The sequence below is a fragment of the Amycolatopsis sp. NPDC006125 genome (assembly GCF_040614195.1).
Lineage (GTDB): Bacteria > Actinomycetota > Actinomycetes > Mycobacteriales > Pseudonocardiaceae > Amycolatopsis_E > Amycolatopsis_E tucumanensis.
In genome coordinates, this window is sequence record NZ_JBEXTZ010000032.1 from 1 (window position 1) to 12,808 (window position 12,808).

At 74.2% G+C, this 12,808-nt stretch carries 12 protein-coding genes and 1 pseudogene; 8 read left to right on the forward strand and 5 right to left on the reverse strand.

From position 1 onward, the window contains the following. A partial coding sequence (locus ABZ193_RS18115; protein WP_354710708.1) for a DEAD/DEAH box helicase occupies positions 1–1,301 on the reverse strand: 1,301 nt, incomplete at its 3' end. Positions 1,302–1,670: 369 nt separating this feature from the next. On the opposite strand from ABZ193_RS18115, the gene ABZ193_RS18120 reads away from it, so the two are divergent. Continuing rightward, positions 1,671–2,009 (forward strand): hypothetical protein, encoded by a 339-nt coding sequence (locus ABZ193_RS18120; RefSeq protein ID WP_020418046.1) that lies wholly within the window; start codon positions 1,671–1,673, stop codon positions 2,007–2,009. 13 nt (positions 2,010–2,022) lie between these two features. On the opposite strand, the gene ABZ193_RS18125 is transcribed toward ABZ193_RS18120, so the two are convergent. After that, positions 2,023–2,679 (reverse strand): helix-turn-helix domain-containing protein, encoded by a 657-nt coding sequence (locus tag ABZ193_RS18125; protein ID WP_354710709.1) that lies wholly within the window; start codon positions 2,677–2,679, stop codon positions 2,023–2,025. Between the two features lie 93 nt (positions 2,680–2,772). Here ABZ193_RS18125 and ABZ193_RS18130 point away from each other — a divergent pair, with 93 nt between their 5' ends. Beyond that, a complete protein-coding gene (locus ABZ193_RS18130; RefSeq protein ID WP_354710710.1) occupies positions 2,773–4,182 on the forward strand; it encodes an MFS transporter in 1,410 nt (469 codons plus the stop codon). On the opposite strand, the gene ABZ193_RS18135 is transcribed toward ABZ193_RS18130, so the two are convergent. Beyond that, on the reverse strand, positions 4,130–4,672 hold the full coding sequence (locus ABZ193_RS18135) for a MarR family winged helix-turn-helix transcriptional regulator (RefSeq protein WP_354710712.1): 543 nt from the start codon (positions 4,670–4,672) through the stop codon (positions 4,130–4,132). The two genes, ABZ193_RS18130 and ABZ193_RS18135, sit on opposite strands and share 53 nt — an antisense overlap. 55 nt (positions 4,673–4,727) lie before the next feature. Here ABZ193_RS18135 and ABZ193_RS18140 point away from each other — a divergent pair, with 55 nt between their 5' ends. Next, on the forward strand, positions 4,728–5,447 hold the full coding sequence (locus ABZ193_RS18140; RefSeq protein WP_354710713.1) for an SDR family oxidoreductase: 720 nt from the start codon (positions 4,728–4,730) through the stop codon (positions 5,445–5,447). A 39-nt stretch (positions 5,448–5,486) separates the two neighbouring features. After that, positions 5,487–6,797 carry a hypothetical protein gene (locus ABZ193_RS18145; RefSeq protein WP_354710714.1) on the forward strand — a complete coding sequence of 437 codons (1,311 nt, stop codon included), beginning with the start codon at positions 5,487–5,489 and terminating at the stop codon, positions 6,795–6,797. On the opposite strand, the gene ABZ193_RS18150 is transcribed toward ABZ193_RS18145, so the two are convergent. Next, a complete protein-coding gene (locus ABZ193_RS18150; RefSeq protein WP_354710715.1) occupies positions 6,736–8,256 on the reverse strand; it encodes an MFS transporter in 1,521 nt (506 codons plus the stop codon). The genes ABZ193_RS18145 and ABZ193_RS18150 overlap by 62 nt on opposite strands. Positions 8,257–8,345: 89 nt before the next feature. Between ABZ193_RS18150 and ABZ193_RS18155 the strand changes: the two genes are divergently transcribed. Next, complete coding sequence (locus tag ABZ193_RS18155; RefSeq protein ID WP_020418053.1) at positions 8,346–8,876, forward strand: TetR/AcrR family transcriptional regulator; 531 nt, start codon at positions 8,346–8,348, stop codon at positions 8,874–8,876. A 3-nt stretch (positions 8,877–8,879) separates the two neighbouring features. Here the strand turns inward: ABZ193_RS18155 and ABZ193_RS18160 are convergent, their stop codons facing one another. Continuing rightward, positions 8,880–9,704 carry a class I SAM-dependent methyltransferase gene (locus tag ABZ193_RS18160; protein WP_020418054.1) on the reverse strand — a complete coding sequence of 275 codons (825 nt, stop codon included), beginning with the start codon at positions 9,702–9,704 and terminating at the stop codon, positions 8,880–8,882. 186 nt (positions 9,705–9,890) lie between these two features. On the opposite strand from ABZ193_RS18160, the gene ABZ193_RS18165 reads away from it, so the two are divergent. From ABZ193_RS18165 to ABZ193_RS18175, 3 genes and pseudogenes are all read left to right on the forward strand, one after another. Next, the gene (locus ABZ193_RS18165) at positions 9,891–10,565 is read left to right on the forward strand and encodes a response regulator transcription factor (protein WP_237334768.1); all 675 of its coding nucleotides are present in this window, start codon (positions 9,891–9,893) and stop codon (positions 10,563–10,565) included. Between the two features lie 603 nt (positions 10,566–11,168). Continuing rightward, positions 11,169–11,885 (forward strand): annotated as a pseudogene (locus ABZ193_RS18170) (tannase/feruloyl esterase family alpha/beta hydrolase); the annotation flags it as partial. A 67-nt stretch (positions 11,886–11,952) separates the two neighbouring features. Beyond that, complete coding sequence (locus ABZ193_RS18175) at positions 11,953–12,753, forward strand: tannase/feruloyl esterase family alpha/beta hydrolase (RefSeq protein ID WP_237334766.1); 801 nt, start codon at positions 11,953–11,955, stop codon at positions 12,751–12,753. The last annotated feature ends 55 nt before the right edge of the window (positions 12,754–12,808 follow it).

Below are 12,808 nucleotides of genomic sequence, written 5' to 3' on the forward strand. Positions count from 1 at the left end.
CGCCGGGCGCCGCCGGACCGGCGCGCAGCCGCACCCGCGCCGCGGTCCCGCGAAACCTCGCCACCACCCCCGGCCGCACCCGCACCGCTGCGAACCGAGGGCTTGCGGAACACCCGGTCGCCCGGCGCGAGCTCGCTCAGCAGCTCGTGCCCGGGCGCCAGCCGGGTCGTCACCGGGCTGATCCCGGCCTTCCTGGTCAGGTCTCGGACGTCCGAGATCTGGTCGTCGGTCATCAGGGTGATCACCACGCCCGCCGCGCCGGCGCGGGCGGTGCGGCCGGACCGGTGCAGGTAGGCCTTGTGCTCGACCGGCGGGTCGGCGTGGATGACCCGCGCCACGTCGTCCACGTGGATGCCGCGGGCGGCGATGTCCGTGGCCACCAGCGTGGTCGCGCTGCCGTCGGAGAACGCGGCCAGGTTGCGGGTCCGCGCGGTCTGCCCGAGGTTGCCGTGCAGCTCCACCGCGGGCACGCCCGCCGCGACGAGCTTGCGCGTCAGCGCCTTCGCCCGGTGCTTGGTGCGGGTGAACACGACCGTCCGCCCGGGCGCGGCCGCCAGGTCCACCAGCACGTCCAGCCGCGTGTCCGGCTCGACGTGCAGCACGTGGTGCTCCATCGTCGCCACCGGGGAGCGCGCGGAGTCGACGCTGTGGGTGACCGGGTCGGTGAGGAACCGCTTCACCAGCACGTCGACCCCGGCGTCCAGGGTGGCCGAGAACAGCAGCCGCTGGCCGTCGCGCGGCGTGCGGTCCAGCAGCCGCTTCACCTGCGGCAGGAACCCGAGGTCGGCCATGTGGTCGGCCTCGTCGAGGACGGTGATCTCGACGGCGTCGAGGTGCGCGTGCCCGCTCGCGAGGTGGTCGGCGAGCCGGCCGGGGCACGCGACCAGCACGTCCACCCCGGCGCGCAGCCCGGCGATCTGCGGCGCGGCGCCGACCCCGCCGAACACGGTCATCGTGCGCAGGGACAGCGCCTCGGCCAGCGGCGCCAGCGCCGCGTCGATCTGGGTGGCGAGTTCGCGGGTCGGCGCGAGGATCAGCGCACGGGGCCGGCCCGGCCCGCGCGGCGTGCGGCTCGCGGCGAGCCGGGTCAGGACCGGGAGCGCGAACGCGTAGGTCTTGCCGGAGCCGGTGCGGCCCCGGCCGAGCACGTCCCGGCCAGCCAGCGAGTGCGGCAGGGTCGCCGCCTGGATCGGGAACGGCGCCTCGATGCCCCGCTCGGCCAGCGCGGCGACCAGCACCGGGGGCACGCCGAGCGCGGCGAAGGTGGACCCGGAAGAAGAGGGCGCGGGGGAAGAAGTCACGGGGAAAGCTCCGAACGTCGGGGGTCGTCCTGCCCGGCGCGGACCGGCACGGTCGCGGCACGTGGTGGCCGACAACGAAACGCGGCCCGAGGCAGAACTGTGCGGGCCGCGATCACCAGTGTAGACCACGGCACCGGCCGACCGGACGTGATTCGATCCCGCCCTGATCCGGCACCTGCGTTTCCGGCGGACGATCGCCGGGGCTCACCCACCGTCGCCGGGGCGGCCGCGCGCCGCAGCTGCTGTTCTACAACTGTCCGGCGTCGGGAACCTGCCCGGCTCCGACGGCCTGTTCGGCGCGGCGGGGCCGGTTCCGCGCCGGCCCCGGCCGCCTTCGGGCCACCGACGCGATGATGTTGACTGTTCGCCATGTCGCACCCGAACAACCCCGCGCCACAGCAGCCGCAGCAGCCGCAGGAGCCGCGCCCGGCCGCCACGGAATCCCGGTCCCGGCACGGCCTGCTGGCCACCGCGATCCTCGTCGCCGGCCTCGGCGGCGGGCTGCTGGCCTGGCACCCGTGGGACAAGGCCCCCGTTCCGGCGCCTGCCGACCCGCGGCACATCAGCATCCAGAAGGTCGGCGAGCAGCGCGAGGCGGGCAACTCCGACGCGACGCAACCGGTGTACTGCCTGACCAACGAAACCGGCAGCCTCTACTGCATGGTCCTGCCCAACCGCTACACGACCATCCAGGAGGAACGGGGCTGAGCGCCCCTTCTCGTCACCGCCGGTCGAGCAGTCCGCCGACGAGCGCGCGCAGGCCGTCGGCGTAGGTGTCGCGTGCCGCCAGCTCCGGCCAGCGGTCCCCGATCGCCGCCAGATGCGGCGTCTCCGCCGGGTCGAAGCGGAAGGCGGCGCGCTGGGGGCGTTCGTCCCGGCGTGCCGAGCGGGCGCGGACGAGCACCTCGCCCGCCGTGTAGTACCAGATGTCGCGGAAGACGCCGACGGCCTGCGCGTGGGTGCACCCGCTGTCGACGGCGCCGCCCACGATGGTTTCGACCATCCACAGCGCCGGTTCGTCGAGCAGGCCGACGAACCCGTCGACGGTCACGACCTCCGCGGCCCACGGCCACGCCGCGAGAGCCTCGTGCATCACCGTGGCCGCGACGACGATCCGCTCCCGCGGGTCGTCCGGCAACCGCGGCCGCTCGAGCTGCCCGGTGTAGGTGTTGAGCAGCTGCACCAGCAGGTCCGCCTTGTCCCGCACGTGGTGGTACAGGGTCGTCGGCCCGATCCCCAGCTCCGCGGCCAGCTTGCGGACGCTCAGCTTCTCCCAGCCGTCGCGGTCGATGAGCCGCCGCGCGGCCGCCAGGATCTCGTCGCGGGACGTCACCGGCGGCCGCCCGGTCCGGGCGCGCGCTGCATCGGGTCGGGGCACGGCTCCCATCATGCTGCCCTCCTCCGCGTTCGACAGCCGGACCCCACCGGTGCTACTTTCGGAACACGTTCGAAAACTCGGGAGGAGCGAGGCATGACCACAACGGAGCCGCCTGCTGTGCGCGCGGGGCTCACCCTCGCCGCGGTGGCCGTCGTGCAGTTCGCGGTGTCGCTGGACCTGTCGGTGGTCAACGTCGGGCTGCCGCGGATCGCGGCGGCGCTCGGGTTCACCGCGGTCGGCCTGACCTGGGTGATCCACGCCTACGCGCTCACCTTCGGCGGGCTGCTCCTGCTCGGCGGCAAGCTCGCCGACCGGCACGGCCGCAGGCGGGTCCTGCTGGCCGGGCTCGCCGTGTTCGGGATCGCCTCCCTGGCCGGCGGTTTCGCGCAGGACCCCGGACAGCTGGTCGCGGCACGCGCCGCGCAGGGCATCGGCGCGGCGGCGGCCGCCCCGGCCGCACTGGCGCTGCTGACCGCGACCTTCCCCGCCGGACCGGAGCGGGTGCGCGCCTTCGGCGTGTGGAGCGCGATGAACGCCGCCGGAGGCGCCCTGGGCGTGCTCATCGGCGGCGTGCTGACCGAGTACGCGGGCTGGCGGTGGGTGATGTTCGTCAGCGCGCCGATGGCCGCCGTCGCGGCGGTGCTGGCGCGACGCGGCGTCAACGCCGACCAGCCGGTCCGCACCGGCAGGCCGGACGTGCTGGGCGCCGTCCTGGCCACCGCGGGCATGACCACGCTCGTGTTCGGCGTCGTGCGCACCGACCAGCACGGGTGGGCCTCGCCGGTCACGCTCGCCACGCTGGCGATCGCCGTCGCGCTGCTGGTCGCGTTCGTCCACATCGAACGGACGACGGCGCGCGATCCGCTGATGCGCCTGGGCTTGCTGGCCGACCGGGCGGTCGCCGGGGCGAACCTCTACAACCTGCTCCTCGGCGCGGCGATGGCGTCGGCGTTCTACTTCGTGTCGCTCTACCTGCAGCAGGTGCTCGGAACCGGGCCCGCACTGGCGGGCGTCCAGTTCCTGCCGTTCGCGCTCGGGGTGGTCGCCGGGTCGGTGGTGGCCGTCAAGCTCGGCCACCGGTCCGCCCCGCGCACGCTGATGATCGGCGGCGGGGTGCTGACCGCGGCGGGGTTCGCCTGGTTCGGATTCCTGAGCGCCGACGGGTCGTTCCTGGCCGACGTCCTCGGCCCGTCGATCGTGACCAGTGTCGGCTTCGGACTGTGCCTCGGGCCGGTGGTTTCGGTGGCCACGGGCGGCGTCGTGCCGGGCGAGGCGGGCACGGCCTCCGGTCTGCTCACCAGCTCACGCCAGATCGGGGCGTCACTCGGGCTCGCCGCACTCGGCACGGCCGCGCACAGCAGATCCGGCACGGCCGGCAGTGCCGTCGACGGGTACGCGTTCGGCCTCGCGCTGGGCGCCGCGCTCCTGACCGTCGCCGTGCTGATCGCGCTCACCCTGGTTCCGGCGCGAGGGTCCGCTCCAGCCGGGCGAGCAGGCCGGTGAGGGCTTGGCGTTCGTCCGGGGTGAGCCCGCCGACCAGATCCGCCTCGTGTTCGAGCAGCCGGCGCACGGTCGTCTCGACGAGGTGGTGCCCGGCGTCGGTGAGCCGGACGGCGACCGCGCGGCGCGACGCCGACGAAGGGGCCCGTTCGACGAGCCCGGCCCGTTCGGCGCGGGCCACGCGCTGGGACACCGCGCCGGGAGTGACCAGCGTGCGCCGGGTGATCTCGCGGGTGGTCAGCTCGTACGGCGGCCCCGCCCGGCGGATCACGCTCAGCAGGTCCAGTGTGGACGGATCGACGCCGAGTTCGGCCAGGGTGCGCCGCCGGTCGTCGGCGAGGAGCTTCGCCACCCGCCACACCGGCGTGATGATCTCGATGGACTCCGTGCGCACGCCGGGCAGCTCGCGCCGCCACGACTCGGCGATGTCGTGCGCGGGCCACCGCAGGATCGACGCCATCGGGTAGCCGTCGGCGCCGGGGTCGTTCGACACGGCCTGCCTCCCTCCGCTACGTTTAGAGCTAAACATATCAGAGAGGAGATGCTCAGTGGGTCGGATCGTGCTGGTCACCGGCGGCGGGAACGGCATCGGCAGGGCGGTCGCCGCCCGGTTCCGCGCGGCCGGGGACACCGTGGTCGTCACCGGCCGCAACGGCGAACGGCTCGCCGCCGCCGCGGCCGAGATCGGCGCGCGGGCCATCACCTGCGACGCCACCGATCCGGAGCAGGTGGCGCGGATGGCCGCGGAGCTCGGGTCGGAGCTGGACGTGCTGGTCAACATGGCCGGCGGCAACACCGACCTCACCGCGCCCGCCGGCGAGGGCCTCGGCGAGGTGCTGCGCGCGTGGCGGGCGAACCTGGACGCCAACCTGCTCAGCGCCGTGCTCACCACGACCGCGGTGCGGGACCGGCTGCGCCCGGGCGGTTCGATCATCAACATCGGCTCGATCGGCGCGGAGTACGCGGCGTCCTCCTACGGCGCGGCGAAGGCGGCGCTGGCGGCGTGGACGGCCGGGCTGTCGTCGGAGGTCGGGCCGAAGGGCGTGACGGCCAACCTGATCGCGCCCGGCTACATCGCGGAAACCGGTTTCTTCCACGGAAAACTCAGCGAGGACCGGCGCAGCGCGCTGATCGCCGCCACGCACAACGGCCGGGCGGGCCACCCGGACGACGTCGCCGCGACGACGTTCTTCCTGGCCTCCGAGGGCGCCCGCCACATCACCGGACAGACCCTGCACGTCAACGGCGGAGCCCACACCACGCGATAACCGGTTGGCTGACGGGCCCGCACCCGCGACGATCGCCGGGTGCGGATCAACCAGGACGAGGTGGCGGAGCGACTCGCGGCGGTGCGTGCCGCGCGGGACGCCGACGCCGAGGTCGCGGCGATGGCGGGGGCGAGCCCGCGCCTGTGGCTCGCCGTCGACGACGGCGCGCGGCGCCACCCGCAGGGGCATCGCGGCGTCCTGGCACGGGCGCTCGGCCGGGACGGCCGCCTCCGTGAAGCCGCGCTGACGCGCCTCGACGAGCGGATCGCCCTGCCGGTGCTCGCGATCCGCGCGGCGGACTGGGTGCCGCAGGTGCGCGAGCGCGCCCGGCGGGAGTGCCTGCGCCACCTCTTCCGGGATCCGATGACCGCGGTGGACCTGTTCCCGTTCGCGTGCCTGCTGCGGCCACGCGTGCAGGGCGAGTGGCTGGCCGTGACGCTCGAAGGCATGCTGCGGACGCCCGAAGTCCGCTCGGCCGCGCTCGCCTCCCCCGACGTGCTCACCCGCCGGGCCGTCTACGCCTCGGGGCGCGCCGACGTCGGCGAGCTGACGGCCGGACTGCGGGACGCGGACCTGACGATCCGGCTCACCTGCGCGCAGGCCTTGGCCGGCAGCACCGACCCCGAGGTGCTGCGCCTGCTCCGCGGCAGCGGCACGGCCGCCCTGCGCGCCCAGGCGATCCGCGACCCCGCCGACGCGCGGCCGGCACTGGCCGACCCCGCTTCGCTGGTCCGCGCGTACGCGCAGTTCGTCCTGCGCCGCGCGGGCGAGGACCCGGCGCCGCACTATCGCGAGCTGGTGGCCACGGCGGCGAGCCCGGGTGCGGTCGCGGGCCTCGGCGAGACCGGAACCGAAGCCGACGGGGCGCTGCTCCTGCCGCTGCTCGCGGATCCCCGGCCCAAGGTGCGCGCCGAAACCGTCCGTGCGTTGCGGCGGCTGCGAGTGGTCCCGGCCGCCCGCCTGGCGCCGTTGCTGTCCGATCCGTCCCCGCGCGTCGCCCGGCAGGTGGCGCTCGCGCTGCGCGGGTGCGCCGCCGAGATCGACGAGGCGGCGTTGCACAGCATGCTCGATCCCGGCCAGCCAGCGCACCGCAGGCGCAACGCGTTCCAGTTGCTGTCCGCTCGCGACACCTGGACCCGTCTCGCCCTCGACCTGCGCCTGCTGCTGGGCCCGGACGAGCCGCTCCGGGAAACCGCTCGCACCGACCTGAGCAACTGGTTCGCCCACGGATCCGCGACCACCTACACCGCCCCGCGCGGCGAGCGGGCCGCCGAACTGCGTGACCTCGTCAGCCGCGCGGAGCCACTGCTCGGCGAGGCTCGTGCGCGGGTGCTGCGCCTGTTCCTCTAGACCGCAGCAGGACCAGCGCCTGCACCCCGGTGTAGGCGAGCAGCGCGGCCCCGGCCACGGCGCTCACCTGCAGGCCGTGCACGAACGCCGCCCTGGCCGCGGCCAGCAGGGCCTCGGCCTGCGCGGGCGGCAGCCCGGCGGCCGTGGCGACCGCGCCGCCGAGGGTTTCGCGCGCCGTCTCCCCCGCGTCGCCCGGCACGCCGGCCCGGTAGGCCGCCGCCGCGATGCTGCCCAGCACCGCCGTGCCGAGCGCGCCGCCCAGCTCGAACCCGGTCTCCGAGATCGCCGACGCCGCGCCGGCGCGGGACGGCGGCGCCGCGGTGATGATCAGGTCGTTGGTGAGCGTCTCGGACAGCGCCACCCCGAACCCGACCAGCGACATCCCGGCCACCAGGATCGCCAGTCCACCATGGACTCCCAGTGCGACCAGCGCCGCGAACCCCGCCGCCGCGGCCAGCAGCCCGCCGGCGATCAGCCGCGGGACCGGAACGCGCCGGGCGAGCCGGGCGGCGGCGAACGAGCCCGCGATCCCGGCCCCCGTCGTCGGCAGCAGCCACAGCGCCGCCGTCATCGGCCGCAGCCCCAGCACCAGCTGGAGGTATTGCGGCACCAGGAACAGCAACCCGACGAGCGCGAACACGCCGAGCATGTTGGTCAGCACCGACGCGCTGAACCGGCGGTCCCGGAACAGCGCCAGGTCCAGCATCGGGTCCGGCAGCGCGCGCTGACGCCGCACGAACACCACCGCGAACGCCGCGCCGATCAGCACGCTCACGGCCGCGAGCGGATCGGCGCCGTGCTCGGCGAACCGCTTGATGCCGTACACCACGGGCAGCACCGCGGCCAGCGACAGCACGGCGGATAGCGGGTCGAAGCGGCCCGGTCGCGGGTCGCGCGCCTCCGGCAGCAGGAGCGGCCCCGCGACGAGCAGCACCACCATCACCGGCACGTTGATCAGGAACACCGAGCCCCACCAGAAGTGCTCCAGCAGCCAGCCGCCCAGCACCGGGCCGAGCGCCATCCCGCCGGAGAACCCGGCGCCCCACACCGCGATCGCGGTCCGGCGCCGCGCCGGGTCGGTGAAGATGGAGCGGATCAGCGCCAGCGTCGAGGGCATCAGGGTCGCCCCGCCGACGCCGAGCAGCGCCCGCGCCGCGATGAGCATGCCCGGGCTGGTCGCGAACGCCGCGGCCACGGACGCGACGCCGAACGCGACGGCGCCGGACAGCAGCAGCTTGCGCCGCCCGATCCGGTCCCCCAGCGTGCCCATGAGCACCAGCAGCCCGCCGAGCACGAACGAGTAGATGTCGACGATCCACAGCTGCTGGGCGCCGGTCGGGCCGAGGTCCTCGCTGAGGTACGGCAGCGCGAAACCGAGCACGGTCATGTCGACGCTGATCAGCAGCACGGGCAGGACCAGCACACCCAGTGCGGCCCAGTCCCGGCGTCCCCCGGCCATCACGATCACGATCCTTTTCTGAACAGTCTGGACGGTACAGTTTGCCCCAGAATCGAAACTAAACCGTCCGGACGGTATAGTCAAGGGCCATGGGACGCCCCTCCGCGCGGGAACAGATCCTCGACGCCTACCAGGACATCCTCATCGAGAGCGGCTCGGCCGCGGTCACCCTCGACGCCGTCGCCGCGCGCGCGAAGGTGTCCAAGGGCGGGCTGCTCTACCACTTCGGGTCGAAGGAAGCCCTGCTCGACGGCCTCCTCGACCGGCTGCTGCGGCTGACGGCCGCGGACGTCGAGTACGCGCGCACGGCTCCCGAAGGCGTGGTGCGCTACTACCTGCTCTCCTCGGTGACCGACGCGGACATGACCAAGCCGGCGCACCGCGCCTCGATCGCCGCGCTGCGGCTGTTGGGCAGCGAGCCGAAGGTCACCGAAGCGATGAACGAGTGCGGCCGGCTGTGGGCGGAGCTGCTGGCCGGGCACGTGGACGATCCGCTCACCGCCGAGATCGTGGGACTGCTGGGCGACGGGCTGTACCTGCGCGCCACCCTCGGCGGGCAGCCGCCGCAACCGTTGCTCGACCGGCTGCCGGAGGCCCTGCGCCGGCTCGGCCTGTCCTGAGGCTCAGCCGGCAGGCACCCGCGCCCAGGCGCTGACCAGCGGCGGCAGGATCGCGATCGCGCCCGCTTCCGCCGCCTCGGCGACCAGCCGGGCGGGCAGGCGGTCGAGGTCGGCGAGGTCGCCGACGTCCAGTCCGAGTTGGACGGCCACCGGCGACAAGGCGCGCCACACGCCCATCACGAAGCCCAGGATGTCCGGATCGGACAGTGGGCCGAGGCACGCGCCCATCGTCAAGGCGGGCATGGGCAGGCCAGCCGCGTGGAAGATCCCCGGCAGCGCGGTGCCCGTCTCGGTGGTCGCGCCCGCACCCCGGAACGCCTGCACGATGACGTCCCGCACCCGCTCGAACAGCGGGACCGCCGGGGCGCTGCGGGCGCCGCTGACCTCGAAGTCCTGGAAGGACACCAGGCCGCCCGGCCGGACCAGTCCCACCAGCCGGCGCAGCGCGGCGACCGGGTCCGGCAGGTGCATGAGGATCAGGCGGCCGATGACCGCGTCGAACGGCCGGGGCGCGTCGAGCTCCTCGACCGCGGCGTGGCGGAACGTGACGTTCGACAGCCCGGCCTCGGCGGCCCGCAACGCCGCGAGGTCGAGGATCGAGGCCTGCGCGTCGACACCGGTCACCGATCCCGCCGGCCCGACCAGGTGCGCCGCGGCGATCGACACGTCGCCCGGGCCGCAGCCGACGTCGAGGACGCGCATGCCGGGTTCGAGCCCGGCCTGGCGCAAGGCGTGCTCGGTGTGGCCGCGGTAGAGGCGCCCCTGCAGCAGGAGCCGCTCGACCTCGGGATCGTGGTGCCCCAGCACGTAGCCGGTTCCGGTGCTCATCCGCCCAGTCTGGCGGCGCTGCGGGAAGACCGGGGAAAACGACCCGTTAACAACTGCCGGGAACGCGCCGGGGCGGGTGGTGAATCCCGAAAGTGACCTTGGTCCCTGCCGGAGGTGACTTCCGCCGCGCCGCCCGGCGTCCGGTGGGCTCTAGGTTGAGGAGGTCACCTGCGAAAGGGTCCTGCCGTGATCACCGTGTTCCTGGTCGACGACCACGAGGTCGTCCGCCGTGGCGTCGCCGAGCTGCTCGGCACCGACCCGGGGCTGGAGGTCGTCGGCGAGGCGGCCACCGCCGCGCAGGCCATGGCCCGGATCCAGGCGCTCCAGCCCGACGTCGCGGTGCTCGACGTGCGCCTGCCCGACGGCAACGGCATCGAGCTGTGCCGTGAACTGCGGTCCCGGATCCCCGAGCTCAACGTCCTCATCCTGACCTCCTACACCGACGAGGAGGCCATGCTCAACGCCATCCTCGCCGGCGCGGGCGGCTACGCCATCAAGGACATCGCCGGGCTGCACCTGGTTTCGGCCGTGCGCGAGGTCGGGTCCGGCCGCTCCCTGCTCGACACGCGTGCCGCCTCGACCCTGATGGCGAAACTGCGCGCGAACGCCGCCGGCGACGGGCCGCTGGCCGGGCTCACCGCCCGGGAGCGCACCCTGCTCGACCTCATCGGCGAAGGGCTCACCAACGCCCAGATCGCCCAGCGGATGTTCCTCGCCGAGAAGACCATCAAGAACTACGTCTCCCGGCTGCTGGCCAAGCTCGGGCTGGAACGCCGCACCCAGGCCGCGGTCCTCGCGGCCAGGCTCCAGAACCGGGAGCACGCGGACGCGCCCCGGCCCCGGACGCCCGTGGTGCGCTGACGGCACCACGCCGAACTGCGGTCAGGGCGCGGGCACCGCGGCGGCCCGCGCGATGGCCCGGCGGGCGTGCACCTTCGCGATGCGCGAGCTGAAGAGCAACACGGCCACCACGACCGCGCCGACGACACCGACCAGCCGGTTGACGTCGATGGCCGGCTCCCACCGCAGCGTGCCGTCCTTGATGACGTAGGCGCCGGTCGGCCTGGCGGTCACCCCGAACCCGCCGCCCTCGCCGTGCTGCCCCTCCTTGTCGACGCCGTCACCGCCGCCCGCCCCGCTGGCGACGCTCGCCGCCGCGATCACCGTGATGCCGTCCTTCTCGTAGGGCTCGGTGTACACGAGCTTCGCACCGGCCGAGCTCTTCGCCTTCTCGATCAGCTCGTCGATCTTCATCGCGACCCTCCTGGAGACCTGTGGGATGAAGGCATCGTGGTGCACCCGCGGCCGCACCGGGAAGTGCCGATGGTCCTCACCAGACCCCTCCGCCGTCTCGCCGCCACCGCCTGTCTGCTCGTCGCGGCGAGCGTGCTGCCCGCGCCGGGCGCCGCGGCCCAGCGCGTCACCGCCGACGGGCTCGCGAACCTGCCCGCCGTCCCGCCCGCGATGGACTGCGCCGACGTGCCCGGCCTCGACCTCACGGGCGTCACCGACGCACCGGTGACCATCCAGTCCGCGAGGGTTGTGCCCGGTGCCGCGCCGTACTGCGAGGTCCGCGGCACCGTCGCGCCGGCGAACACCGTCGTCCTGCGACTCCCGGTGCACGGCTGGACCCAGCGATACGTGCAGACCGGGTGCGGCGGCCTGTGCGGCAGCGCGGTGATCGACTACGGCCAGGCCGCCACCTGCCCGCCGGTCCGGGACGGCACCGTCGCCAGCGCCACCACCGACATGGGACACCAGGGCCGCGACGACGGATCGTGGGCGCTGGACAACCCGCAGGCCCAGATCGACTTCGCCTACCGCGGCGTGCACGTCACCGCCGAGGTCGCCAAGGCGATCATCGCCCGGTTCTACGGCCGCGGGCTCGCCTACTCGTACTTCACCGGCTGCTCCGACGGCGGCCGCGAAGCGCTCATGGCGGCCCAGCGCTACCCAGGCGACTTCGACGGCATCGCCGCGGGCGCCCCGGCCGGCAACATGGCCGTGCAGAACACCTTCCACCACGCGTGGAACGTCGTGGCCAACCTCGACGCCGACGGCGGCTTCATCCTCTTCGCGGGCAAACTCCCACTGATCCACGATGCCGTGCTCGCCGCCTGCGATCATCTCGACGGGCTGCGCGACGGCCTCCTCGACGATCCCCGGCTGTGCGACTTCGATCCGGACACGCTGATCTGCAGGCCCGGACAGGACTCCGCGACCTGTCTCTCCCCCCGCCGAATCGGCCGTGGTGCGCAAACTGCACGAGGGGGCCGCCGACGCGCAGGGCCGCCGCCTGGAACCGGCGATCGCCCACGAGTGGGGCTCGGAGCTGGAGTGGACGCTGTTCGTCCCGGCCACCCCGCAGCAGATCCCGGCCAGCGCCAGGTTCGCCGAGTCCTACCTGCGCCACCTCGCCTTCCCGGACGCGCAAGACCCGGACTTCCGGGTGACGGACCTACAGTTCACCGTGGATTCGTTCTGGCGGACCGTCCAGTCGTCGAGCTACCTCGCCGCGATGGACCCGGACCTGTCCGCCTTCCGCCGCGGCGGCGGCAAGCTGCTGCTCTGGCACGGCTGGAACGACCAGCACATCGCACCACAGTCCACATTGGCCTACTGGGACGCGATGCGGCGGACCATGGGCGAGCGCGCGGTGGACGGGTTCGCCCGCCTGTACCTGTTCCCCGGCATGGCGCACTGCGGTGGCGGCGACGGGCTCGGCACCGCCGACGTCCTGACTCCGGTGATGGCCTGGGTGGAAAGCGGCAGGCAGCCGGGCCGGATCGTCGCCTCCACGGTCGCGGGCGGCGCGACCACCCGCACCCGCCCGGTGTTCCCGTACCCGGTGGTCGCTCGCTACGACGGCACCGGCAACGCCGACGACGCGGCCAACTTCGTCCCGTCCACACCCCGTGCCGCGCCGGCGGACTACCGCTGGGTCGGACAGCGGCTCTACTCCCACGGGTACCAGACCTGGTGCGCGGCGGCCGGCACCACGCTCACCTGCCGTCCGGAGGAGACCTGGCTGACGCGGAAAATCCGCTGAGAACGGCAAGCGAACGGGGCGCCGCGAGCCGCGGCGCCCCGTTCGGCTCAGCGCG

Coding starts and splice junctions, on each gene's coding strand:
- ABZ193_RS18130 (WP_354710710.1), top strand. CDS start 2,773: ATGACCACAACGGAGCCGCCTGCTGTGCGCGCGGGGCTCACCCTCGCC.
- ABZ193_RS18150 (WP_354710715.1), bottom strand. CDS start 8,256: ATGGCCGGGGGACGCCGGGACTGGGCCGCACTGGGTGTGCTGGTCCTG.
- ABZ193_RS18120 (WP_020418046.1), top strand. CDS start 1,671: ATGTCGCACCCGAACAACCCCGCGCCACAGCAGCCGCAGCAGCCGCAG.
- ABZ193_RS18155 (WP_020418053.1), top strand. CDS start 8,346: ATGGGACGCCCCTCCGCGCGGGAACAGATCCTCGACGCCTACCAGGAC.
- ABZ193_RS18160 (WP_020418054.1), bottom strand. CDS start 9,704: ATGAGCACCGGAACCGGCTACGTGCTGGGGCACCACGATCCCGAGGTC.